General features: G+C 62.0%; 19 protein-coding genes. 9 read left to right on the forward strand and 10 right to left on the reverse strand.

The features are described 5' to 3' along the window. The first annotated feature begins 124 nt into the window (after positions 1–124). Positions 125–2,329, forward strand: coding sequence for a ThuA domain-containing protein (locus ACWNC0_RS02375; RefSeq protein WP_449469338.1), 2,205 nt, complete (start codon positions 125–127; stop codon positions 2,327–2,329). 164 nt (positions 2,330–2,493) lie between these two features. After that, entirely contained in the window at positions 2,494–3,297 is an 804-nt protein-coding gene (locus ACWNC0_RS02380) for a cyclase family protein (protein WP_449469339.1), read from the forward strand. A 52-nt stretch (positions 3,298–3,349) separates the two neighbouring features. Here ACWNC0_RS02380 and ACWNC0_RS02385 read toward each other — a convergent pair whose 3' ends face one another. Genes ACWNC0_RS02385 through ACWNC0_RS02405 form a run of 5 tightly spaced genes read right to left on the reverse strand, consistent with a single transcriptional unit; the run spans position 3,350 to position 8,868 of the window. Continuing rightward, positions 3,350–4,129 (reverse strand): SDR family NAD(P)-dependent oxidoreductase, encoded by a 780-nt coding sequence (locus tag ACWNC0_RS02385; RefSeq protein WP_449469340.1) that lies wholly within the window; start codon positions 4,127–4,129, stop codon positions 3,350–3,352. Further along, complete coding sequence (locus tag ACWNC0_RS02390) at positions 4,126–5,061, reverse strand: 2-hydroxy-3-oxopropionate reductase (protein ID WP_449469341.1); 936 nt, start codon at positions 5,059–5,061, stop codon at positions 4,126–4,128. Before ACWNC0_RS02390 ends, ACWNC0_RS02385 begins: the two co-directional genes overlap by 4 nt. Position 5,062: 1 nt before the next feature. Then, positions 5,063–5,848, reverse strand: a complete 786-nt coding sequence (gene otnI, locus ACWNC0_RS02395; RefSeq protein ID WP_449469342.1) for a 2-oxo-tetronate isomerase — start codon at positions 5,846–5,848, stop codon at positions 5,063–5,065. Positions 5,849–5,879: 31 nt separating this feature from the next. Beyond that, positions 5,880–7,184 (reverse strand): glycerate kinase type-2 family protein, encoded by a 1,305-nt coding sequence (locus ACWNC0_RS02400; RefSeq protein WP_449469344.1) that lies wholly within the window; start codon positions 7,182–7,184, stop codon positions 5,880–5,882. 13 nt (positions 7,185–7,197) lie between these two features. Next, entirely contained in the window at positions 7,198–8,868 is a 1,671-nt protein-coding gene (locus ACWNC0_RS02405) for an L-lactate permease (RefSeq protein ID WP_449469345.1), read from the reverse strand. A 272-nt stretch (positions 8,869–9,140) separates the two neighbouring features. Here ACWNC0_RS02405 and ACWNC0_RS02410 point away from each other — a divergent pair, with 272 nt between their 5' ends. Continuing rightward, positions 9,141–11,297 carry a beta-galactosidase trimerization domain-containing protein gene (locus ACWNC0_RS02410; RefSeq protein ID WP_449469347.1) on the forward strand — a complete coding sequence of 719 codons (2,157 nt, stop codon included), beginning with the start codon at positions 9,141–9,143 and terminating at the stop codon, positions 11,295–11,297. A gap of 48 nt (positions 11,298–11,345) precedes the next feature. On the opposite strand, the gene ACWNC0_RS02415 is transcribed toward ACWNC0_RS02410, so the two are convergent. Next, entirely contained in the window at positions 11,346–12,413 is a 1,068-nt protein-coding gene (locus ACWNC0_RS02415; RefSeq protein ID WP_449469348.1) for a hypothetical protein, read from the reverse strand. A gap of 190 nt (positions 12,414–12,603) precedes the next feature. On the opposite strand from ACWNC0_RS02415, the gene ACWNC0_RS02420 reads away from it, so the two are divergent. Beyond that, entirely contained in the window at positions 12,604–13,275 is a 672-nt protein-coding gene (locus ACWNC0_RS02420) for a FadR/GntR family transcriptional regulator (RefSeq protein ID WP_449469349.1), read from the forward strand. A gap of 16 nt (positions 13,276–13,291) precedes the next feature. On the opposite strand, the gene ACWNC0_RS02425 is transcribed toward ACWNC0_RS02420, so the two are convergent. The 4 genes from ACWNC0_RS02425 to ACWNC0_RS02440 all read right to left on the reverse strand — a co-directional run bounded on the left by ACWNC0_RS02425 (position 13,292) and on the right by ACWNC0_RS02440 (position 18,250). Then, positions 13,292–14,560, reverse strand: a complete 1,269-nt coding sequence (locus tag ACWNC0_RS02425; RefSeq protein ID WP_449469351.1) for a glycerate kinase type-2 family protein — start codon at positions 14,558–14,560, stop codon at positions 13,292–13,294. A gap of 135 nt (positions 14,561–14,695) precedes the next feature. Continuing rightward, positions 14,696–15,928, reverse strand: a complete 1,233-nt coding sequence (locus ACWNC0_RS02430; protein WP_449469352.1) for an FG-GAP repeat domain-containing protein — start codon at positions 15,926–15,928, stop codon at positions 14,696–14,698. A gap of 11 nt (positions 15,929–15,939) precedes the next feature. After that, entirely contained in the window at positions 15,940–16,893 is a 954-nt protein-coding gene (locus ACWNC0_RS02435; protein WP_449469353.1) for a sugar phosphate isomerase/epimerase family protein, read from the reverse strand. Positions 16,894–16,921: 28 nt separating this feature from the next. Further along, positions 16,922–18,250, reverse strand: a complete 1,329-nt coding sequence (locus ACWNC0_RS02440) for an MFS transporter (RefSeq protein WP_449469354.1) — start codon at positions 18,248–18,250, stop codon at positions 16,922–16,924. 127 nt (positions 18,251–18,377) lie between these two features. Between ACWNC0_RS02440 and ACWNC0_RS02445 the strand changes: the two genes are divergently transcribed. The 5 genes from ACWNC0_RS02445 (at position 18,378) to ACWNC0_RS02465 (ending at position 25,025) form a co-directional block, all read left to right on the forward strand. After that, on the forward strand, positions 18,378–18,875 hold the full coding sequence (locus tag ACWNC0_RS02445) for an RpiB/LacA/LacB family sugar-phosphate isomerase (protein ID WP_449469355.1): 498 nt from the start codon (positions 18,378–18,380) through the stop codon (positions 18,873–18,875). Beyond that, positions 18,872–19,813, forward strand: a complete 942-nt coding sequence (locus ACWNC0_RS02450) for a ribokinase (protein ID WP_449469356.1) — start codon at positions 18,872–18,874, stop codon at positions 19,811–19,813. The genes ACWNC0_RS02445 and ACWNC0_RS02450 overlap by 4 nt, the downstream gene beginning before the upstream one ends. A gap of 25 nt (positions 19,814–19,838) precedes the next feature. Further along, positions 19,839–21,002: a hypothetical protein gene (locus ACWNC0_RS02455; RefSeq protein ID WP_449469357.1), complete on the forward strand. Its 1,164-nt coding sequence runs from the start codon at positions 19,839–19,841 to the stop codon at positions 21,000–21,002. A 129-nt stretch (positions 21,003–21,131) separates the two neighbouring features. After that, positions 21,132–23,525, forward strand: a complete 2,394-nt coding sequence (locus ACWNC0_RS02460; RefSeq protein ID WP_449469359.1) for a TonB-dependent receptor — start codon at positions 21,132–21,134, stop codon at positions 23,523–23,525. Between the two features lie 384 nt (positions 23,526–23,909). Continuing rightward, positions 23,910–25,025 carry a helix-turn-helix domain-containing protein gene (locus tag ACWNC0_RS02465; protein WP_449469360.1) on the forward strand — a complete coding sequence of 372 codons (1,116 nt, stop codon included), beginning with the start codon at positions 23,910–23,912 and terminating at the stop codon, positions 25,023–25,025. Positions 25,026–25,028: the final 3 nt, after the last annotated feature.

The raw sequence follows: 25,028 nt of genomic DNA on the forward strand, positions 1-25,028 counted from the left end.
CGGCCCTTATCCATCATTCGGATCCGGCGAACATCGGGTCGGCATCGCCGTCCCACATCATGGGATGATCGATTGTGGATCGACGGCCTTGGGCTAAGGATCGGGCAAAGCTGAGGAGAGGACCATGCCCGACATCTTGCCGCTCGATCGCCGCACGGCATTGACGTTGGGGGCTGGCGCGCTGCTGTCCGGTATTGAGCCCGCCTTTGCCCGCAAAATCGGACAAAGCGGCGCGCCGGACTGGGCGAGCGAACCTATGCGTTGGTTCCAGCTTGCCTTTACCGAAGATGATCCGGGCCGTTACGATCAGGCCTTCTGGATCGAATATTTCCAGCAGATTCACGCCGATGGCGTCTGCCTGAGCGCTGGGGGAGGCATCGCCTTCTACCCAACGGCCATTCCCTATCATGGCATGGCGCAGGGCATCGGCAAGGGCGTGGACCCGTTCGGCGACATGGTCGCTGCGTGCAAGAAGCTGGGCATGCGCGTGCTCGCCCGTATCGATCCGCACGCAATGAACGCGGCCGCCGCCGCTGCCCATCCCGAATGGGCGCTGACCGGCCCGGACGGCCAGATCAAACGGCACGGCAGCGCCCCGGATCTGACCCTGACCTGCGCCTATGGCCCCTATAATTTCGAGCTGATGCCCAAGGTGATCGAGGAAATCGCCCAGCGCTATCCGGTGGATGGCTTTTTCGGCAACCGCTGGAACGGCAGCGGCACCTGTTATTGCCAAAGCTGCCGGACGCTCTACCGCGCCGCATCGGGGCAGGAAATTCCAGCCGATCCCGATCCTTCCAAACCGGAAGGGCGGCGATACGCCACCTGGGTTGAAGATCGGCTCTTCGCCCTCATGGACCTTTGGAACGCGGCCGCGCGCAAGCACCGGCCCCAGACCTTCTTCATCCCCGGCGGTGACCGCCGGGGACTGGTCGATCTGAACGGCCCCGCCCTGTCGAAGCGACTTCCGCTCGCCTTTTGCGATCGCCAGGCACGCTCGTCCGACGATTCGGGCTGGGGCACGGGTCCCGAGGTCTGGGGTGCGGGCCGCTACACCCGCGAACTGCGCGCGTTCATGAAGGACAAACCGGTCGGCCATATCATCTCCGTGGGAGTGGAAGAGGCCTATCGCTGGAAGGATTCGGTGCAAAGCCCGGCCGAAATCCGAATCTGGGCCGCTGGCGCGATCGCTCAGGGCGCGCGTCCTTGGATCACCAAGTTCAATGCCAAGCCGCTCGACCGCCGCTGGATGGACGTGGTCCGGCAGATCTACAGCTGGCACCACGCCAACGAAGCCTATCTGCGCAACAGCGGCAATCTGGCGCGGGTCGCGATCGTCCATTCGCCCAGGACGACTGCCTATCTGGGTGGCTGGAATCAGCGTGGGCAGCTGGAGGGTCATTCGCGCGGTTTTTACCAGGCTGCGCTTAAATCGCGCGTGCCCTTCGACCTCATCGACGAGGATTTTCTGGACGAAACCAGCCTATCGCGCTTCCGCACCATCATTCTCGCCAATGCGGCGGTGCTGTCTGACGCGCAATGCGATCAGATACGCGCGTTTGTGAAGCGGGGTGGCAACGTGATCGCCACCTATCAGACCTCACTCTATGATGGGGACGGACGGCAGCGGGCGGACTTCGGCCTTGCGGACCTTTTTGGTTCCTCCGCCGCCGGAAAGGCCGAAGGACCGCTCAAGAACGCTTATCTCACCTTGCGTCATGCCCACCCGGCCATAGCGGGGCTAAGCGACATTAACCGCACCATCGGCCCACTTTACCGCCAGCCTGTCACTGCGCGCGATCAAGCAGACGTCGCATTGACATTGGTGCCCAGCTATCCCGACCTTCCGATGGAGCGGGTGTTCACCGACAAGACGGAGACCAACCTGCCGATGGCGATCTGCCGTCAAGTCGGCCGTGGCCGCGTCGCCTATCTGCCCATGGACATCGATCGCACCTTTGCAGAGCTTGGTCATGGCGATCACCTGACACTGCTACGCGCAATGCTCGACTGGACCCATCACGAGGCGCATCCGCTACAGATCGAAGGCCCCGGCCTGCTGGACATCGCTTGCTGGCGCCAGGATAAATCGATGACCGCGCATCTGGTCAATCTCAACAACCCCATGACAATGCGGGGCAGCTATCGCGAGGCAATCAGGACCGGTCCCTACCGGGTCCGCATGCAACTGCCACGAGGCAAAGGCGCTGCGCAGGCCCGGCTGCTGACCGCCGGAATGGCTGTGCCACACCGGGCGGCAGACGGTTGGGTCGAAGTCGATGTGCCGTACATCGACTTCCATGAAGTTGTCGCGATCGACTTAATTTAAGAGCGGACACTTCTGCAAACCTAAACTCCGTTCGCACTGAGCCTGTCGAAGGGCTCTACTTCTTTGAAGAACAAGAAGAGGCTTCGACAAGCTCAGCCGGAACGGAATTGAAATGGTCCCATGTAACTCAGGTCGCTTTCGACCAAGAAAAGGAACAAGCCGCCATGATCGAGCGCCGCGACATGCTAGCCCTGAGCGCGCTTGGGGCGCTCGCCCTGGGCACGGCTTCCTGCGCTGATGCTGCTGCCGTAACCCCCGATCAGACCAGTCTTTCCCTGCACGGACGCGAACTGCACATCCTCGACCTCACGCACAGGCTGACGCGGGCCTTCGCCTTCACCCCTGGCCGCCTGACCATGGAGGCCGTGGAAGGATCGGGAACGAAAGCAGGGATGGCGCTCAACCGCATATCGATCGTCGAACATACCGGCACGCATCTCGACGCCCCCCGCCATTTCGCGCCTGATGGAGCATCGGTCGGCGACATACCCGTCAGCCAGTTGATCGTTCCACTCGTCGTAATCGACATAAGGGACAAGGGGAAAGCCGATCGCGACGCTCGGGTGGAACCGCGGGATGTCATCGCATGGGAACGCCGCCATGGCCGCATCCCGTCCGGTTCCTGCGTCGCCATGCTCTCGGGCTGGGATCCGCTGAAAGCCTTTTCAAGTTTTGGCAGCCTGCCCCCCGCCGAACGGCGCAAGAGCCCCGGCTTCGATGCTGCTGTCATGGAGATTCTGATGAAGCGGGATGTGCGTGGCATCGGCGTCGATACCATGTCGATCGATGCGGGTGAGGCGATGCCCGCCTTCCCCGTTCATCAGGCATGGCTGCGCAGCGGACGCTGGGCGTTGGAGGGGCTGGCCAATCTCGACCGCGCACCTGCTGCGGGCGGGTTGCTGTTCGCAGGCGTCGCGCCGCTGGAAAACGCCACCGGCATGCCCGCGCGCGTGATCGCGCTCTTTTGAACAAGCGCTGCGGCGCCCGCCGGTGCAGAAGCGAGCGCCACAATCAGTGTCGTCAAGCGCGCATCATCGATCCGCCATTGACGTCATAGATTGCACCGTTGATCCAGCGGCCATCCTCAGACAACAGCATTGCGACGACGCCAGCATGGTCTTCGGATTGGCCCAGCCGGGTGTGCGGGGTGCGCGCCATGAAATAGTCGGCCCACTTGGTGGCTTCCTCGGCGTTCGCTTCCATCGCCGCCTTCATCTCGCCGGTCACGGTGAAACCGGGCGCGAGCACATTGGCGGTGATGCCTTCCTTGCCCCAGCGCGCACCGACGTGGCGCGCCAGCGCATTCACGCCCGCCTTCGCCATGGCATAGCAGGGCCGCGTCGGTTCACCACCATGCGCCGAGCCGGAGCTGGTGTAGACAATCGCGCCCTTACCGCTCTTAACGAGGTGCGGCACGACCGCGCGGGTGCACAGCAGGTGGCCGCGCAGGTTCACCGCGATCGTGCGGTCAAATGTGGAAAGGTCGATGGCCAGCGCGTCGCTATCCTCCATGATAACGCGCAGGTCTGCCGCATTGATATGCGCCCCGTCGAGGCCGCCAAAGCGGTTCACCGCCTCCTCTGTCGCCTTCTGCACCGATGCCTCGTCGGAAATATCGACATGGACCGCAAAGGTTTCGCCGCCCGCTTCCTGCGCCACCTGCGTCGCGCCCTTAATGTTGATGTCGGCCGCGCAGACCCGCGCGCCCTCCTCGGCCAGGCGCTTCACAGTGGCAGCGCCGATGCCGGTCGCGCTGCCGAACACGATGATACGGCGGTCTTTGAGACGATTGTTGGTCATGAGCATCCTCCAGAAAAGCTGTTGGCGTCGGAAACGTCGTTAATTGAGTAACCACTCACCATGTGGTTAGCAGCTCGTTCGAGCGCCGTCACCATCGCGCTGTGATCCTTTTCCGCATCGCCGTGCGCTACGCAACTGTTGAAAAGTTGCTGCGCATTTGCCGTTGCAGGCAGCGCAACTCCCAGTGAACGCGCACCTGAGAGCGCCAGATTCAAATCCTTCTGATGGAGCCGGATGCGAAAGCCGGGGTCGAAGGTTCGGTCGATCATCCGCTGGCCATGCACCTCCAAAACGCGCGATGCCGCAAAGCCGCCCATCAACGCTTCGCGCACCCGCGCCGGGTCCGCACCCGCCTTTGAAGCGAAGACCAGCGCTTCGGAAACGGCTTCGATATTCAGCCCGACGATGATCTGGTTGGCGACCTTGGTCACCTGTCCCGCGCCCACGTTGCCCACCAATGTGATACTCTTGCCCATCAGTTCCAATAGCGGCCGGACCTTTTCGAACACATCCGCCTTGCCACCGCACATTATGGTAAGCGCCGCGTTTTTGGCCCCCACCTCACCGCCGGAAACCGGCGCATCGACATAGGCGCAGCCTAGCGTCTCGATCCGCTCCGCAAAGTCGCGCGTCGCGATCGGGTCGATGGAGCTCATGTCGATGACGATCGTGCCGGGCTTCAACCGCTGCGCCGCACCGTCCGCGCCGAACAGCACGCGTTCGACGTCCGGCGTGTCGGGCAGCATCAGGATCAGGCACTCCACCGTCGCCGCCACCTCCGCAGGCGTGGCGCAGGCGACCGCACCGCCTTCGCGCAACTCATTCGGCATCGGCGTGCGGTTGGCGCAACTGTAGATCGCATGGCCCGCCGCCTGTAGATGCCCGGCCATGGGACGGCCCATGATGCCGAGGCCAATGAAACCAATCTTCATGTCACGCTCTCCCGGATTTCAGATAATCGCGCGCCCAGCCAAGGCCCGCCTTCGTGTCACCCGCAGGGCGGTATTCGCATCCGATCCACCCGCCATAGCCCAGCGCGTCGATGTGGCTCAGCAGCCAGAGATAATTGATCTCGCCCGTGCCGGGTTCGGCGCGGCCCGGATTGTCGGCCAGCTGCATATGGCCAATGCGAGGCAGCAACCGCTCAATCGTGCGGGCAAGGTCCCCTTCCATGATCTGCATATGATAAATGTCATACTGCAGGCGAACATTTGCGCGACCCGCCTCGTCGATCACTGACAGCGCCGCGTCGGTCGTGCCATAGAAATAGCCGGGGATATCGACGCGCGTGTTGATCGGCTCGATCAATATCTCGATGCCATCGGCCGCCGCCAGATCCGCTGCGTAAGCGATATTGTCCACCAATCCAGCCCGGCATTCCGCGCTCGCGGGCGCCTTCCCTGCCATCAAGTGAAGGCGTGGGCAGCCCAGCGCATTGGCATAGTCCAGCCCTTTAGCGACGCCCGCGCGAAACTCCTCCACGCGATCGGACAGCGCCGCGATGCCGCGCTCTCCGCCAGCCCAATCGCCAGCGGGCAGGTTGAACAGCACGACCTCCAGCCGGCATCGCCGCGCCCGTTCAGCTACCTCTCCCGCGCCATGATCATAGGGAAACATGAACTCGACGCCGGAAAAGCCAGCCTCCGCCGCCGCATCGAAGCGGTCGAGAAAGGGCAGGTCCTGGAACATCATCGACAGATTGGCGGCCAGCTTGACCATGTCTCTTCCTCTCTTTTCAATTCGCGCCCGGTCAGAAGGCGAGGCCCAGCACCAGATCCATGACATTGGTGCCGGTGGGTCCGGTGCGGAACAGGTCACCCGTCGCGTCCAACAATCGGTAGCTGTCATTGCGCACCAGCATCTCCGCCGGGTCGATCCCCACCGCCCGCGCACGCTCGTGAAGCGCGCCATCGGCAAAAGCCCCCGCCGCATCGGTTGGCCCGTCGGTGCCATCGGTGCCAGCGGCAAGCAGGACGGCATTGTCCTGCCCAGCCAGCGCCATGGCGGCGACCAGGGCAAATTCCTGGTTACGTCCGCCCAGCCCGTCGCCCGTCACCTGAAGTGTGGTTTCCCCAGCCGACACCAACAGCATGGGGCGATCCTGCGACGGTACTACGCGCAGGGCAGCGGCCATCGCCAGCGCCGCGTCATGAGTGTTGCCCGCCATCGCCGTATCCATATCTCGCACGGCCACCCCCTCCCGCGCCGCAATGCGATGCACAGCATCCACCAGCGTGGCGCTGTCGGCCAGCAGCAGTGTCTCGCGCCGTCCCACCGTTTGGGGTACGGGATGCACGCCCTTGGCAAGCGCACGCCGGATCGATGCGGGCACAGTATCTTGCAGCCCATATCGCGCGAGAATAGCGACCGGGTCCTCCTGTCCTTCCCCGCCCGCAAGAGTCGGCCCCGATCCGATCATGCAGAGGTCGCCGCTCGGCACGTCGGATATCAGCAAGGTCAGCACCGATGCGGGGCCGATATGGTCCAGAAGCCCGCCGCCCTTCACCCGCGACAGGCGCTTGCGCACGGCGTTGATCTCCTCGATCGATGCTCCCGAACGCAGCAGCATTTCCGTTGTCGCCGCCTTCTCCTCTAGCGTAACGCCATCAACCGGAGCAACCATCAACGCGGACGCGCCGCCGGTCAGCAACACGATCACGCTGTCACGCTCGGTCAGCCCTTCGACCGTGCGTAGCATTTCGGCGGTGGCTTCCATCCCCTGCGCGTCAGGAATCGGATGCCCCGCCTGAAGCTGCCGGATGCGCGTGAGCAGCTCATCATGACCGTGCTTGACGATGATGCAGCCGTCCGAAATCCGTTCTCCCAGCAGCGTTTCTAGCCCCTTCGCGAGCGAGCCCACGGCCTTTCCCGCACCGATCACGACGATGCGACCATCTGAAGCCAGTGGCCAGTCTATGGTTTTGCCCTGGTGGCATATGTACCAATGGTCACCCTCTGGAACGCCAAGCGATGCGACCAGCCTCTCGCCGCGCACCGACTGCAGCGCCTCAAGATAGATGCTTTCCAGCAGAGCGCGGGCGGCGGCCGTCTGCATAATAGACGCCACCTCAGGGAACCAGAAGGGTGAAGGGATAGACATAGGCTTGCAACATCACGAACAGGCCAATCAGCGAACCCAGCACCAGGCTGTGAACGAAGACATGGCGCAATATGCGGCCTTCCTGACCGAACCACTGCGTCGCGGTGGAGGCGACGACGATGCTCTGCGCATCGATCATCTTGCCCATGACCCCGCCCGCGCTGTTCGCACTCGCCATCAGCACGGGCGACAGGTTCAACTGTTCAGCCGTGATCTTCTGCAATCCGCCGAACAGCACGTTGGATGCCGTATCCGATCCGGTGACGGCGACGCCCAGCCACCCCAGCATGGTGCCGAAGAAAGGATAGAGAACTCCCGTCGCCGCGAAGGCTAGGCCCATGGTCGCGTCTATGCCGCCATAACGGGTAAGATAGCCAAGCCCCAACATCGCCGCGATGGTGAGCAGCGATGGCAGCACCAGCTTCCACGTGCGCAGATAGACGCGACCGACCGTGCGCGCAGGCACTCGCAACAGCAGCGCGGAGGCAAGGGCGGCCACCAATATCGCCGTGCCCGTCGCCGACAACAGGTTGAGATTGTAGACCGCCTTTTCAAACTCCGGCGCGGTGACGACAGGGGGCAGGCGCTGGATCACCCCGTCCAGACCGGCAAAGGGCAGGCGCAGCGCGAAGATGGCGTCCAGCCCCTGCTTCATGAAGGGAAGGCCCCACAGGAAGACACACGCCGTCAGGATGATCCACGGCATCCAGGCACGCCGAACGGCAGCGGGATCGTGCAGGGGCCGCGCATGGGCGGCGTCCACGGTCGCGGCCACGTCCCGCTCGTCACCCGGCGCGAGCTTCGCTTCGTTGACATGCATGATCCGCGCGGGCTGCCATATCCGCAGGAAAGCGATAAGCGCCGTGATCGACGCAAGCGCCGCACCGATGGAGGTCAGCCAAGGGCCATGAAGGTTGGAGATGAGAAGCTGCACCAGCGCGAAACTGATGCCTGCGACCAACACGGCGGGCAGCACCTCCATCGTCCGCCGCCACCCGCAATAGGCGACCAGCAGCCAAAAGGGCACGATGATGGCGAACGGCGTCATCTGCCGCCCCACCATCGCCGATAGTTCGAGCAGCGGCAGACCGGTCACGCCAGACAGCGTGACGAGCGGCGTACCGAGTGCGCCAAAGGCGACCGGCGCAGTATTGGCGATCAGCGACAGGCCCGAGGCCTGCAACCGGGTAAAGCCAAGGCCGATCAGCATCGCGCCCGTGACCGCAACCGGCGTCCCAAACCCCGCAGCTCCTTCGAAGAAGGCGCCGAAGCAGAAGGCGATCAGCAGCAGTTGCAACCGGCTGTCCGCGGTGATCGACGTGATCGCGCCGCGCAGTATGTGGAACTGCCCGGTCGTTTCCGTCAGCTGGTAGAGGAAGATGATGTTGAGCACGATCCAGCCGATCGGCAGCAGCCCATAGGCCGCCCCGAACCCCGCTGCGCGCACCGCCAGGCCCGGAGGCATGCCGAATGCCAGCACCGCGACTGCAAGGCCCGCCCCCAACCCCATCAGGGCGGCGATATGCGCCCGCACATGAAAAAGGCCGATCGCCCCCAACAGCACGACGACGGGGACGGCCGCGACCAGAGCCGACAGCAAGCCATTGCCGAAAGGGTCGTAATTTTGTGCCCAGATCATGGCGCCATCCCTGCCCATTTCCTATCGCGGTCTATTTCAAATCATGCGGAATTTCCGTGGTATCGCCACTCGCCCCCCGCTGTTAGCCGTTCGACCGTCGCTAAGGAGGATGACAGGCAAGAGATACCCGTCTTTCCGCGATGCGGAACAGACACTGTGGCGGGCGGCCTGCCGTTCCATATCGCGGAACGGCGTCGGCGGCATCATTGTCCATCCAGGCACGCCGGTGCAGACTGAACGTTCCAATCTGTCGATTCAGGAGCATGAGGAGGATGGACTTGAAAGCGAACGGCGGGATCTCGCGCCGCGATCTCGTACGCGCCTTGCCGACGGCAGTTATGATGAGCGCCATTCCCGGCCCGGCCTGGTCCGCCCTCAACATCGGCGGCTTTAATCGGCGCGAATGGTGGAAGCATGAATATCGCATAGTCCAAACCAACCTGCGCGAAATCGACGCCCTGGAAGATCCGCGAGAGATCGCCCGGCAAACCCGCGCCTTCGGTGCGAACATGATCGTGTCGAACATCGGCGGGATCGTTGCCTTCTACCCCACTGAGCTGCCGCTGCACTATCGCAACCCCTATCTGAAAAACGATTTCGCAGGCGAGATGGTCGCCGCCGCCCATGCTGAAGGGCTGGCCTATATCGGCCGCTTTGACCTGTCCAAGGCGATGAAGCCTGCCTATGACGCACATCCCGAATGGTTCATGCGCAACCGCGATGGCAGTCCGCGTGAATATGCCGGGACCTACCAGGCCTGCCCCAATGGCGGCTGGGCGCAGGATTACAGCCTTCAGATATTGAAGGAAGGGGTCGAACGTCATGATGTGGACGGTATGTTCTTCAACATGACCGGCTTCGTTCGCACCGACTATTCCGACGTCGATTACGGCATCTGTGTCTGCAACAATTGCAAGCGACGATTCCGGGAACTGTACAAGCTGGACCTACCTAAGACCGAAGACGGCACCGATCCCAATTGGGATGCTTATCAGCAGTTTCAAACACGCGTCATGACAGAGCTTTCCGCAAAGGCACGCGCAGTCATCGAGGCGGCACGGCCCCATGTACCTTTGATGGATTTTTTCGGCGGCGTCGTTGCGCGCGGAGAGGTGCAGCGCCGGGTGTCGCGCAAGGCGCCCGAATGGCCGTACGCCATGGGCGAACAGACACGGGCGCTCATGGCGCTTGCGCCGGGCAAAGCCTTTTCCGCAACCTCCACTGCGCATATCGACTATCCTTGGCGGCAGGTGACGGAAAGCACCGAAAACCACATGTTGCGTTTCGCGCAGGCGCTTGGCACGGGCGCCAAGCTCGACCTTTATCTGATGGGAACGCTCAACGATCAGGACGATCCTCGGTTTCTGCCTCCCGTCTCGCGCCTTTTCCACTGGCACGCCGCCAATGAACAGTATTATGCCGGGCTGACCCCGGCTGCCCGCGTCGCGATCTACAATGTGGGATCGATTTTCCAGTCACCCGGCGCCGGGCTGGCGCGCTATGGCACCGGTGCGCAGCGCGGGGCCTATCAGGCGCTGGTTGATGCCCGCCTCCCCTTCTGGATGACTAACGGAATGCAGGTGCGCAACGCCACGCGCGACAAAGCCTATGACGTCATCATCATGCCGCATATCATGACCTTGAGCGATGAGGATGCCGATGCGCTCGACGCCTTTGTCGAAGCCGGCGGCCTGCTCATCGCGACCGGCTATACCGGCGCACAGGGACAAGGGGGAAAGCCGCGCTCCGTCTCGGCGATGAAGTCCAGCCCGGTGAGCAGCTTCGGTCAGCCGCGCGATGGCCATGGCTGGTCGCTCGACATGAGCAAGGCCGCCATCCCCATGGGACCCGGCCGCATGCCGATCGATGCGGACTTCTTCCCAGTCATCCCCCGCAGCGGCGCGTCGAGCCTGATCCCTTTCGCGCCCGACCAGCGTTTTGGCCCGCCCGAATTTTCCTATGCGCGGCCGGGCGAAGCGGGGCGCGCCGACTCTGGCGCGCTGGTCATGGCCTATGGCAAGGGGCACCATGTGCACATCCCCTGGCTGCCCGACTGGCTTTATTATCGCGATGGGCTGGATGCACATCGGGTGCTGTTTGAAAGCCTGATCGCCCGCTATGCACCGCCACCGCCATTGGTGCTGGAAGGGCCGGGACCGATGGAGATGATGGCGATGCAGCAGCTCGCGACGGGCAAGATGCTGGTGCATGTCATCAACTATTCGGGCCAGCGCAACACCCATTATGGCGATCCCGTCATCGCCCACGGCCTGAAGCTGGGCGTGCGCGGATCAGTGGGCAGCACGGCGCAGATGCTGGTGGCGGGCAAATCGGTAAAGGGTAAGCGACGGAATGGCGATAGCGACCATCTGTGGTTCGACCTGCCGCCGGTCGATACGTTTGAAGCGGTGCAGTTGACGCTTGCTTGATTGCGGGATTGGGGAGGCAACTCTCAGTTCCTCCCCAATCCGCTACGATCAAAAGTCCGGCGCCAGGTCCATCAGCACGATGCCCTGCCCCACACCCGCATCGATCACGTCCGCCGATCCCACTTGCGCGGCGATCATCCGGCCATCGGGCCGCACGACCGGATTGCCATATTTCCATCCGCCATATTGCACGATGTTCGTCATGCGCGTGTAGCGCGGCTTTTTTGGATCGAGATCAAGGACGCACAGGTCCATGCCTTTAGCGCGCTCCTGTGCGCATTCCACCAATGTCCGCTTGCCATCCGGGAAGATGCCTTCGACCTCACTATAAAGGGTGGACGGCGTCGGATATTCGGTGATCTTTTTGGTCGCGAAATCTACGGACAACACCTTTGTCTCCACGCCCGTCGGCCCCTTGCCAAAACCATAGCAGGGCATGACCAGCCCCTTATCGCCCGGCAGGAAGTCTTGCGCTTCGACGAAGCATTCGGTCGTTGTCACGATTTCCCGTACATCTTCCAACTTCGCTGATTGCGCGTTAACGGCAACGCGCCCCGTATAAATGGTGGTCGATGCTGGTTTGCCACCTGCTGCAGGCTTTACCTGGCTCCAGGCGATCATGTTGCTGCGTGGGCTGAGCGCTATCCCTTCGAACACCGTGATGCCCAGTGGCACTGGTGCGCGCATCGCCTGCGGGTCCATCCAGAATAGTTCGATGCGGCCGTGGCGCGTCTCTTCCCTTGTCTTTCCCAATATACGGGGGCCGAGCAGCGCGTAGCTGCCATCAGCAAGATAATGCACCCGCAAATAACCTTCGCTCGGTGCATGGCCTGTCAAGTTGCGGGTGCGCCCCGTTGTCATGTCATATTCGAAAGCATCACCGTAGGATTTGCCAATGAAAGCCAGCTTGTCGCCCTTGGGTGAAAAGACCGGCCGCTCCCCGAAGGCTGAAATCAGCCGTTGGCCAGGCGGCATGTCCTGAATTGGATTGCCCGGCTTGTTCCCCAGCGGCAGCGTTGCGGGAACGGCCTCGCCGCGCGTAAAGGTCTGCGCCGGAAGCGCAGACAGGGGCAGCACCGCGAGCATGACGGATAACGAGAGATATTTTGCCTTCATCGATCTGTCTCCTTGTCCCTGCGCAAGCAACGTGATGGCCGTAATAAGTCAAGCAGGGCCTGTTGCCGTTTCACTATGTGGACAGCCAGACTAACCACTGGTCAGCAGCGCTTGCGGGCGATAAAGCCGCACGATGACCATGGAGTGCGCCACTCTAGCCTCAGAGCCAGAAAGTTCCGGATATCGCCGGGTGCTTGCCCATTTGCGCGATCTGCTGGTGAATGGCGGCGTCCAGACCGGTCACCGCCTGCCGGGCGAGCGGGAACTGGCACTCAGCCTTGGGGTCAGCCGCCCGGCCGTGCGCGAAGCCGTACGGGCGATGGAGATGATCGGCGTGCTGGAAACACGCCACGGCCGCGCCAGCACCGTGCGCGTTCCCGATGCATCGGTGCTGGGCGAGTTTTTCTCGCTCGCTCTGGCGCAGCAACCGGCAATCATCGACGATATTGTCGAGGTGCGGATCGCGCTCGAACGGCAGGCGCTACGGCTGGCCTGCGCCCGCGCTACGGAAGAAGATCGCCAAAACCTTGAACAGGCGCTGGAGGATATAGAAGCGACGATCGGCGATGTCGCCAAAGGTGGTCATGCCGACCTCAATTTCCATACGCAGTTGGTCGCGGCTGCGCACTCACCTGCGCTGTCTACCGTCTACGGCACGATCACGCACCTGCTGGAACGATCCCATGTCGAACGGCGCCAACGCATTGCGGACAGCCCGATGGCGCGGGAATATCTGGTTGATCACCACCGCCGCATCTATGAAGCTGTCCGCGCGGGCGACGCCCTGATGGCGGACGACTTGATCCTTAGCCATTTCGCTATCGGCGCGGCCTGGAAAATTCATGGGACTCCCGCCGACTGACGTTCCGCATGTGGGCTCACCCGTCGATCAGGATAGCGCGAAAATCATTGACGTTGGTCCGCGTCGGCCCGGTAAACACCAGATCCTCCAACGCACTGAAGAATCCGAAGCTGTTATTTTCGCGCAGCATCCCGCTGGCCGACATGCCCGCGGCACGAGCCCGCGCCAAAGTGCTTTCATCGACGATGGCCCCCGCATGGCCGCCCACGCCATCGATGCCATCGGTATCGCACGCCAGCGCCGATATGCCCGGCGCGGCGTCCAGCGACATGGCGAGGCTCAGCATATATTCGCTGTTGCGCCCGCCACTACCTGACGGATTGCCGACCAGCACGGTGGTTTCGCCACCAGACAGCAGCGCCCATCGTCCGCCCTTCCGCTGATGATGCAGGGCGAGCGCAGCGTGGACGATGCCGAGTTCGGTCGCGTCCCCTTCCAGATCGTCACCCAGATAGACGGGCTTGTATCCTGCCGCCATGGCGACTTCCCCTGCGGCTTCCAGCGCCATACGGTTGCGCGCGACGATCCGCGTATCGGTCCGCGCGAGTTCGGGCGACCCCGGACGCGGCGTGGCGTGGCGGTCGTCGCTCAACACCGCCATCACATTGTCCGGCACAGTGATGCGATAGCGTTCGATCACGCGGCGCGCGTCGGCCAGTGTCGTCCGGTCGGCAACGGTGGGACCTGAAGCGATCAAGGCTGGATCGTCGCCCGGCACGTCTGAAAAGGCCAATGTGACCACCTGCGCAGGATGCGCCAGCGCGGCCAGACGCCCGCCCTTGACCTGCGACAAGTGCGTGCGCACGCAATTGATCTGCGAAATGGTAGCGCCGCAAAACAGCAGCTCGCGCGTCACACGGCGCTTGTCATCCAGCGACACGCCTTCGACCGGCAATGCCAACAACGCAGAGCCACCGCCAGAGATCAGCGCCAGCAATTGATCCTCTTCGCCAAGGTCTCGCACGGCTTCCTGGATCATCTGCGCCGCGCGCTGACCATGCTCGTCGGGCAAGGGGTGCCCGGCCTCGATCACGAGGGCGTCGGCGGCGAAGGTTCCGGGCGGCAGGCCGTGGCCGTAGGGCGTAAGGATGATCGTTTGCGTCCCCGGTGGAGAGTGGCGAAGCGCGACGTCCGCCATCGCCGCGCCCGCCTTGCCCACTGCAAGCACCAGCCGCCGTCCTTTCGGCGGGGATGGCATATGCGAAGGCAGGCATCTTTCCGCAGATACCGCTGACAGCGCGACGTCGAACATCTCCCGCGCCAGCGCGATCCGCGCCTTTTTCATACCATCGCCGTCCGTCAAAACCTGTTCCCTCGCCGCCGTTCTGCATTGGACTTACAAATCGGCAATGAAAGCTGCAATTTACAACTTGCGCGGAAACTGCAATTCCGCCTGGCGGAACAGGAAATCGGCCACCCCTTATTTGCGCTTGCCCAGCAGCAGGCGCGCCTGCGTGCCCCAGCTGCCAACGAACAAGTCCTCCACGCCGTCTCCGTTGACGTCGCCTTTAGCCATGCTCCAACTGCGCGCGACGGTCGCGGCAGGCATGACCGAAGCCGTCACGTCGGTGAAGCGGCCCTTCCCGTCATTGGCATAGGCGCGCAGCTGCAACGGCTTGAACCCCGGCACGTCGATCGCGCCAACGATCAGGTCGGGATGGCCGTCATGATTGAAATCCATCACCATCCCGCCCCAGCTGGAAAAGCGGTTGGCAGGCAGGCGCGTCTTGGTTTCGTCACGGAACTTGCCCCGCCCCTTGTTGATCAGCAACCGCGCCTGCGGATCCTTGTCCCACTTTTTGTTGTTGCTGGTCAGGTTCAGGAACAGAATGTCCGGACGCTTGTCGCCATTGGCGTCGAACACATGCACTTCGCGCGTTTCCAGCGGGGTGAGAAGCTGAAGCGCCTTGGGCGCCTCGCGAAAATGCCCCTTGCCATCGTTCATCAGCACGCGGTTGGGCGGGCTTTCGTTCGCGACCACCATGTCGAGGTCGCCGTCACCGTCCAGGTCGGCCAGGGCGATGTCCTGCGTATCGTCTTCATAAGCGGGCAGGTTCGTCGCCGTCGCATCAATGAAAGTGCCGGGCTGTTTGGGATCGTTCAGCCACAGGAAGTTCTGCCCCGACGCGCGCAGCTTGTTCCAGCGCTCCTCCCCCGAATTGCCGATCACGATGTCCGGCAGGCCGTCACCATTGACATCGCCCACCGCAAGACCATTGCCCTCGCTCATTTTCGGCAGCCGGTCCGAAGCATCGGTGAATTCGCCCCCCGATCCGCCTAGAAACAGCTGGTGCGCATGATCCTCCTCCGCGACGAAGATCAGGTCGGGATAGCCATCACGGTTGAAGTCGGCGGACAGCACATGTTCCGTATCATGCGCCTTGGTGCCAAGCGCGCCCTGCTTCCAGGTGAAATGGCCCTGTCCATCATTAATGTATAGCCGGTTCGCACCCATTTCGACCGCGATCGCCGCGTCCAGATCGCCATCGCCATCCACATCCACCAGCGCGACGTCCAGCGCGTGGAGATATTTGGAAACGGGCACATGCGTGTCAGTCACATCGTCGAACAGCAGGGCTGACGCCGCATCATCCTGCGCCTGTCCCGGCACGGCTGCGGCGATCAGTGAGGCGAAGATTGCCGTGCGAGTCATCAGGCGGCAGTTCATCGTGCAGTCTCCAGCGTGCGAAGGTAGGCAAGGCTCTTCTTCAGAGAGTCGATGCGCGCGCCGGGGAATGGCGGCTCCTGCTCGACAAAGAAGTTGCGCACGCCCGCAATCTGCGCCGCCTTCAGGATGGCGGGCCAATCCATCGTGCCTGATCCCACCTCCGTCGGCTTCTGTTGCATATGATAATTAACCTCGGTTCCCGCCGCGATGTCCTTCACATGCATTTGGGTGAAGCGCCCGCGATAGCGCTTGAGCCAGGCGACCGGGTCCTGCCCGCCCGCCGACAGCCAGCCCGCATCCATTTCGAAATCAACGATGCGCGGGTCGGTCTTTTCCAGCAGGATCTGAAGGCCGGTGTTGTCGCCCAGCGGGGCCAGCTCTCCATTATGATTGTGATAGCCGATGCGGATGCCATGCTTCTTGAGGAAGGAACCCTTTTCATTGAGGAAGTCGGCCATGCGTTCATAACGCTCGGCTGGCACCGGCGGGCCGCCCGGCTTCATCAGCGACATGAAGGACACCGGCGGACCCCATTTCGGGTCCTTGGGGAACTGGAACAGCGGCAGCACGGCATTGCGTGATCCCAATATGTTCAGATCCTCGACCAGCTTGTCCAGATTGTCGAAATTCAGCCCGCTCGCGCCGGGCACCGACGATGAAGCAGCGACATGGGCGCTGCGGCATTTCAAACCTGCCTTGTCCAGGGCGGCGCGGAATTGTGTCGGCGTATTACGGTGCAGCGAGGCAAGCTCCACCGATCGCACACCTGCCGCCGCGATCGCGGCGAGCGTACTGTCAAGGTCACGATACAGGTCGGGTTCGAACATATAGAGCTGCACGCCCGGACCATCTTCCCCCAGCAGGGGAGCAGATTTCCGTCGCGCAGTCGCAGGAACAGCAGCGGCGAGCATCAGGAGAGCAGAGGATTTGAGCAGGTCGCGACGGTTCATTGGCAATCTCTTTCAGCTTTTCGAAGTTTCAGGCGAGCGCGGCCTGGCGGCTCGCCTCTCGCAGGGATGTTTCAGGGTAGCGCATCATGCACAGGACTACGCCCAGCGAAAAGAGCGCTGGCACGATGCCGATCAAGCTCCGCAGCGGCAGGCCGTTGCGCGGGTCACCGGCATGGGCGGGATCGAAGCCGAGCCAGGCGAGCAACAGGAAGGCTAGGCCCACCGCCAGCCCCAACGCCAGCTTCATCGATCCATTGAGCGTCGCATAGAGCAGCCCCGTGCGATCGACGCCGAAGCGCGCGCGCGTAGCGTCGGCGACATCGGCCATCAACGCACGGGGCAGGAACCAGGCGATCGGGATGCACAGGCCGAGCGCCGCGACATTGGCCGCCGTCAGCCAGAAGGAATTGGCGGGCTGCATCGCCATCCCCAATTGCAGCAACGCCTGGATCAGCGCTCCCGCCTGCAACGCCCGCGCCTTGCCGATCCGCCCGGCCAGCTTGGCGAACAATGGCGTCCCGGCAAAGGCGGCGGCATAGGCGATGAGGATCAGGGTGCTGGCCGCTGCCCGATCGAAACCAAGCTGCCCCATGTAGAAGAACAATGCCACCGCATTGGCGACGCCCGTGGACAAGGCGATCAGCAGATCGGCCAGCACCAGTCGAACGACCGGCCCTTGCGAGAATAACGCGATATAATCCCGTATCGCGAGCGCGGCCTGAGCACCTGCCGCAGGTGGCTTTTCCGGCGTGGTCCGCAGCGCCAGCAAGATCGCGCCGGGGATCAACACGATCATGACCCATCCCGCCGCGTGCATGCCGGCCCCTGGATCGCCCGGATAGGCACTGGCGACCACCGGCAATATGGCGAGGATCGAAAACTGCCCTGCCGTAGCGAATACCTGCCACCAGGCGAAAATGCGCGTCCGCTCCGTGGATCCTGTGGACAGGGTCGCCGTCCAGGCCAGATGCGACAGCACGATCATCGAAAAGCCGATGAAGGCGATGAACAGCCACGCCCAAAGATAAGCCATGCCGACCCCTCGCTCCGCCTGAAACAGGGCGTAAGTCGACAGCATGAGAATTGGCGCGCTCGCCGCCAGCCAAGGACGGTAGCGCCCCCAGCGCGATCGCGTCGCGTCCATCATTCCGCCGAGCAGCGGATCGATCATCAGGTCCAACACCCGCACCGTCATGAAGGCGGCGCCCACCGCCCCGACCGGCAGAGCCAGCGCATTGGCGTAGAATTCGGGCAGGAACACCGTGACCAGCGTCGCATAAGCCTGGATCGCGAGCGCGGTGACGCAAAAGGCTGCCAGCCTTCCACGCCCCATCGCATCCTCCCTGCCACGCGTCATTCGGTCCTCCCCCTTGATCGGATTCCAAACTGGTAATACCACAGTACAATCAAAGCGCCAGTGGGCAGGTTCGATTCTGTCGGTGAAATGCTGCGAAAGCGGCACTGGCGGGGAATTCGGGGGATCGATGCGCAAGCCAGAAACATTGTCGGGGGACGAACAGCATATACCTTTCCGGGACGTCATCGGCTTTGCCAACGACCATGCCGGTTTCCCGCTGCGCCCGCCAGTTTTGGACCTGCTAGGCCGCCACAGCGGCCGCATCATCGACGTAGGCGCGCAGTCGGAAGAGCCTGTCGACTTTCCCGACATTACCCGCCGGGCGGTACAAACCATCCTGGATGGGGAGACCGATCGCGTCATCCTGCTGTGCGGCACGGGCGCTGGGGCGTGCATCGCCGCTAACAAGGTTCGCGGCATCCGCGCCGCTGTCGCGCACGACACCTATGTCGCGCGGCAGGCGGTGGTGCATGACGACGTCAATGTATTGTGCATTGGCGCGTGGATCACCGGGCCGCAGATAGCCCTCGACATCATTCGCCATTTCCTGGCCGCACAGTTCAGCGACGAAGAGCATTTCCGCCGCCGCGTCGCGAAGCTCGCAACGCTGGAGCAAGGCGGATGACGACGGCGCGCGCGGGCAAGGTAGTGGTGCTGGGCAGCATCAATCTCGACCTTCTGGTCACCGCGCCGCGCCTGCCCTGCGCGGGTGAAACCGTGTCAGGGACAAATCTGACGCGCCAGCTGGGCGGCAAAGGGGCGAACCAGGCCGTCGGCGCAGCGCGTGCGGGTGCGCATTGCATCCTGTTGGGCGCGGTCGGGGCGGACGAGGACGGCGCGCAGATGGTCGCGGCGCTTGCCGATCATGGCATCGATGTGAGCCGGGTGCGCACCACTTCCTCCCCCACCGGTTGCGCGCTGGTGGCGACATCGCCGCAGGACAATCAGATCATTCATGTCGCCGGGGCAAATGCGGATGTCGATGCCACCTTCGCCGAGATTGATCTTGGCCCGGATGATGTCTGCCTCGCCCAGATGGAAACGCCCGTTCCCGCTGCGTTAGCGCTGTTTCAGTATGCTCGCGCCACTGGAGCCAGCACCATCCTCAACGCTGCGCCTGCATCAACCGCTGCGCGCCAACTGCTGCCGCTATGCGATCTTCTGATTGTCAATGAAAGCGAGCTGGCCTTGCTGACGGGTGCTGAGGGCGTCTCTATGCTGGACAACGCAGGATTGCTGTCGAGCAAAACCTTGCTTGGCCTGGACCATGGCCAAACCCTGTTGGTGACATTGGGCGCGGATGGCGTGGCGATCGTTGCGGCCAGCGGCGTCCAGCGCATAGCGGGATGGCCCACGGCTGTGGTCGACACAACTGGAGCAGGCGACTGCTTCTGTGGCTATCTCGCCGCTGGCCTCGCGCGGGGCGATCGCATCGAACATGCCGCGGCGGAGGCCAACATGGCGGCGTCTATCGCCGTTCAGTCACTCGGCGCCGCGGCCTCCATCCCGGATCGCATTGCCGTGCTGCATGGTCTGGACACGGCCATTGCACACACCAACTAGAATATTGAACTCAAGGAGCCTGAACGTGACGAACCTTATCAAGCGCAGGAAGTCCAGCATTGCTGCTCAACTTCTGAGCGCGGCGCTGTTGACCGCTACCCTGCCGTTGATGGCAGCGCCTGCCGCCACGGCCAAGGATACGACGATCGACTATCTGACTGCCCCCTTCCATCAGGAACGTCTCCTGGACTGGGGCAACCGGCCCAACTGGTCACCCGACGGCCGTCGCATTGCCTTCACCAAAGACGATCTGGTCGACAGCCCGGCGTATGAAATCGACCTACGCACGAAAAAAGTGCGTTGCCTCACCTGTAAATTCGGTGAAACGCAGTTCGTCACCCGCATATTTTACCTGCCCGACAACAGCTTCCTGATCGAAGCGGCGCCGGGCATGAAGGGGGGTAGCGGCGGCGCGGCCGATGCCACCCGGACCCAGCTGTTCTGGATGTCGAAGTCGCTCGCCCGTCCGGTTTCGCTCAACAGTGGGGCGATGGGCGACATCGCCATAGCGCGTGAACCCAACGCCGATGGATCGATCAACCTATCCTGGTCGCGTCCTTCGGCGACTGGCCTCGACCTGACCGTGGCCCGGCTGGTTCGTGACGGCAGGACCGCGCGGCTTGCCGACATGCAGGCCGCCTATAGCTACCGCCCCGGCCAGCCCGGCCCGGCAAGCTTCCCCGAGGCCTATGACTTTATCGATGGCGGGCGCAGTGTCATGTTCTGGACCACCGAAATGGCGACGCTGGACAGCGAAATGTATAAGGTCAACATCGCGACCAAGGCGGTGAGCAAGGTCTATGCCACTCCTTCCCATAACGAAACCCACGTATTTCCCGACGAACGCTATGGCCTGGAGGAAGCGAATATTCATTCCGATCCGGATGGCCCCTATCGCGGAATAAGCGGGCATATCAGGCCGGGCGTCGAGCAAATTTTGCGCTTCAAGGGCGAAAGCCGTGCAGCGGAGATCGCCGCAGCGAATTCCGGCAAGGGCTTCGATATCTTCGTCATCACCATGGATGGCAAATCACGCCGGGCGCTGACCAACATCAGCCCGTCCGGCGCGCAGGCGCATCAATCGACGGTGTCCCCCGACGGCCGCCGCATTGCCTTCGCGATCAAGGACCCCTCCGGAAAGTCGGGCCATCAGGCGGGACTCTATATCGGAACGTTCGGCAAGAACTGAAGATGATTAGAATTCGTGATTCCGTTCCACATGGTGGAATGGCCACTTCTGGGGATGTTCTCGCTCTTATATAACCCTGAATCGCTCAATGTCCGAACAAAAGGTTTCGGGGTTAAAATGGAGGGGACTATGAAGAGATCAAGAGGTCGTCATCTTATACAGCTGTTGAGTTGCGCTTGCGGGCTGGCCATTGCCAGCGGCGCCGCTGCGCAGCAAGCTGAGCAAGGCGCTGCCGAACCAAGTGCTGCCGAGATCATCGTCACAGCGACACGTCGTAGCGAGACGTTACAGCAAACGCCGTTGGCAGTAGACGTCGTATCAGGACAGCAAGTTGCCAAGCTCAATCTGTTCGACGTCAAGGAAATTCAGAACATCGTCCCGGGCCTTACGCTCGAAAATGGCGATGGCCGCAGCAACATCGCAACCTTACGCGGCATCTCGTTCAATCCCGATAGTGGGTCGAGCGACGCGGTTCAGGTCTATTTCAATGAGATCGACGTCGATCCCAACACTTTCTTCAGCGCAATCTATGATCTCGGCCAGATCCAGGTTCTTCGTGGTCCTCAGGGCTTGTTCCGTGGCAAGGTTTCCCCCGCAGGCTCGATCGTCATCGGCTCTGCCCGTCCAGACCTGAGCAAGCCAACCGGTTATGCACAGGTCGCAGCCAGCGATCTGCACGCTAGCAACTTCCAGGGCGCGGCATCCGTTCCGATCATTCAGGACAGCCTGGCCGTCCGGGGCGCATTGCTTTATGATCGCAACCGTGCCGGTCAGGTGAAGAATGTCGATGGGCGCAAGTCATATAACGAAACGATGAGCGGTCGCATTTCGCTCGCTTGGGAGCCGTCGTCCGACTTCCGCGCGGACCTTGTCTACCAGTATCTCTGGACCGACACGCGGCCGTTCCGCGCGGTATTCGGCCCGGGCAACCAGCCCAGCCCGAACAGCTTCTTTCCGCTGCGCAGCGGTCCCGCGATCAGCCTTAACGATCGCCTGGCGGTAAGCGAAGGCGCACTGCGGTTCACCAATGAAACGCATCTTGTCACCCTCAACACCAATTATAATTTTGGCTGGGCCGAACTGGTATTCAATGGAGGATATCAGAAGACGCGGCTGGAACAGCAACGCGATCAGGACGAAGGCAATGCGGTTCCCGGTTATCAGCTGAACCAGCATGTACACACGCCTTACGATCTATGGACGACGGAGCTTCGCCTCCAGTCACCTAGCGGCTCTCGGCTGAATTGGGCAATTGCCGCGAACTATGATTATTCAAAGTTCAACGACGTCCGCGTAAATCAAAGCAACGACGTCTTCTTTACCGATCCGTTCGGGACGATCTTCCCCGGAATGACCGGTCCGGGCGCGGTACCTCCGCAGATTTACACAGTCCCCGTCGATGTCGCGGTCACTCTACCAATTCTCAGCAAATCCTACGCTGTATCGGGCTTGATCGGTTATGAAGTGGTAGATGGACTGACAATCACTGGCGGTCTACGTCAAACTTGGGGAAAGACGACCCGGACGCAGACCACAACTCTTGTAATTGGAGGAGGGACTCCCTCATCGTCCGTAACGCCTAGCGTGGTTAAACCCAGCGCCCTCACCGGCGGCGCGGCGATAAGTTGGACAGTCAATCCTGACCTAAACCTCTACGCCAATTATGGCCGATCATTTCGCCCCGGCGTTGCAGCGACAGGCGTGACTACAACTCTTGATCCGCAATATCTGCAAACCCCCGATGAAACTTCGGACGGCTTCGAAATTGGCCTCAAGTCGAGCCTGTTCGACCGAAAGGTGACGTTGAACATCGCAGCCTTCTACCAGACTTTCAAAAATTATGTGGATTTTGCACCCGGCCTTACGACCAATTCGACGCGTGCGCCCGGACAAACGGATACAGCGACAGCGCCTCTACCGACCTTTGGTGACGCCATCAGCAAAGGCGTCGAAGTTCAGCTTGGTTTCCAGCCCTCGCAATGGGTCGATCTCAACGTGAACGCCACCTACGCTGATGCGCATTACGATAACGCTAAACTTTATTGTAATGACTTCAATGGTGATGGCATACCGGATTCGAGTGGCACGCCCAGCGTACCAGCAGGTCAGCAAGTCGCCACCTGCACCCGCAATGATCGTATCGCTGACGTTCCGAAGCTCAGCCTGTCGAGCAATGGCGAAGTCCGGTTCGGTATGGGCTCACTAACACCGTTCATTCGCGGGCTGCTGTCCTATCGTCCAGGATTCAAGTCAGAAAACAGCAACTACACCTATCGCGACTTCACCAAGATCGATTTGTTCGTCGGTCTTCGCGGCGAAGATCGCTGGGAGCTAAACCTGTTCGTGAAGAACCTGCTCGATCAGACCCGAGCACAACGCGTGTCGCAAGGAAACTTCCAGGTCGGAACGCGCGCGCTGCCCGGTTTCGAAACCCTTGGCACCATCCCGTTCGACTCCGGTTATCGCGTGGCGAACATCACGGCGCCGCGCGAATTTGGTGCGACATTGCGCTTCAACTGGTGATCGACTGGCCGGGGGATTGCTTAAGGCGATCCCCCGGTCGCGACTGCCTACGTCTCCCCCAAACTCAGGGTTCAGCGACGCCGCGCTGAACCTTTTTTGTTTAAGACCTCCCACGCAACATTTGCGAATTCACGCATTGAAGTGCGCCGATGATCTTTCGGGTTGAGCGCTCGGAAAGGCGGTTGGTCAGTCGTCTGCCACCGCGTGCAGTAGCGCCCGGAATCTATCCGGGCGCTACGCCCCCCTTAAAGCACAGCTCATCTTCACACCGAATCCGGTGGATCAAATATTTCGCCGTCCAATTCCATGATGTGGAACGGGTGCCATCGTGCCCGTCATTGACTCCATTACATCGTTGGATTTTCTTGGCGGCGAGAAGAGAGGATGATGGACAAGATCGTGGTGAACGAAGCCGCGCCCCGAGGAGGATGCGATCAAGACCGTAGTCCGCTTTCCAGCGACATCGGGCAGCCAGGCCATCACATCGTGGCGCGCCTTCTTCGCCTTATCGCACGACGCGGGGGAAATGCGGTCGGCGTCTTGAGGGTCAACGGGTTTGACGAGCCGCTCGACCGGTTTCTGATCGCCACCCTCCCGTCTCTGGACATCGCCAGCCTGCAAAAGCTGTCGTCCCGTGCCAGCGTGGAACTGTCCGATATGCAGGCCTACGCCACCGGACGGCTCCCTTTTCGCGGCGGCGACTGGCGGCTGCTTTTCTACTGCCTGGTCGGTAGCCGCTCCCTGCGCGAAGCCATCATGCGAACAGAGGAACTGCTGCTGGCGATCGACGGACGCATGGGCAACATGACGTTGAAGCGGACAAGCGGACAGGCGTGCCTGTCATATACGGGCGCGCGCAGCGATGATGAAGAAATGGACTTCATCGTCATTCTGCACGGCCAATTGATGTTCCACTCCATTTTCAGCTGGCTCATCGGCAAGCCGCTGGAAGGCACACTGGCTCTCGATTTCCCCGAATTCGCCCGACGGCATCTGGACGGCCAACTGCTGCCGTTCGATCTGCTGCTGGACGCAGACCAGCTGGAAATGCGCTTTGCGGCAGCCCTCCTCGATGAGCCGGTTATCCGCACAATGGCCGATTGCGAAGCGTTGCCGACGCTCAATTTCCTGTTCGGGTTGCGGTCGGGTGAGGATCCGCTGGAAATCGTTCGCCGTTCGCGTCACTTCATGGCGATGGCATTGCGGGAAAGGCGCAAGCTCCCCTCACTCGAAGAACTGGCGCGGCTCCTGGCCGTGGGGGCGATGACGCTGCGGCGCAGGCTGCATAGCGCTGGCACCTCCTTCCGTGCGATCCGGGACGAACTGCGCCATGAAATGGCCATCGACATGCTGACCAACAGCCGCTTGTCGATAGAGGACATAGCCGAACGGCTCGACCTTTGCGATTCCAACGCGCTGCGTCGTGCCTGTCGCGGATGGACCGGCATGGCCCCAACCGAATTCCGTCGCAAATTGCTTCAGCTATCAGATGGCGGGTGAGGC

Source organism: Sphingobium chungangianum (assembly GCF_977014255.1).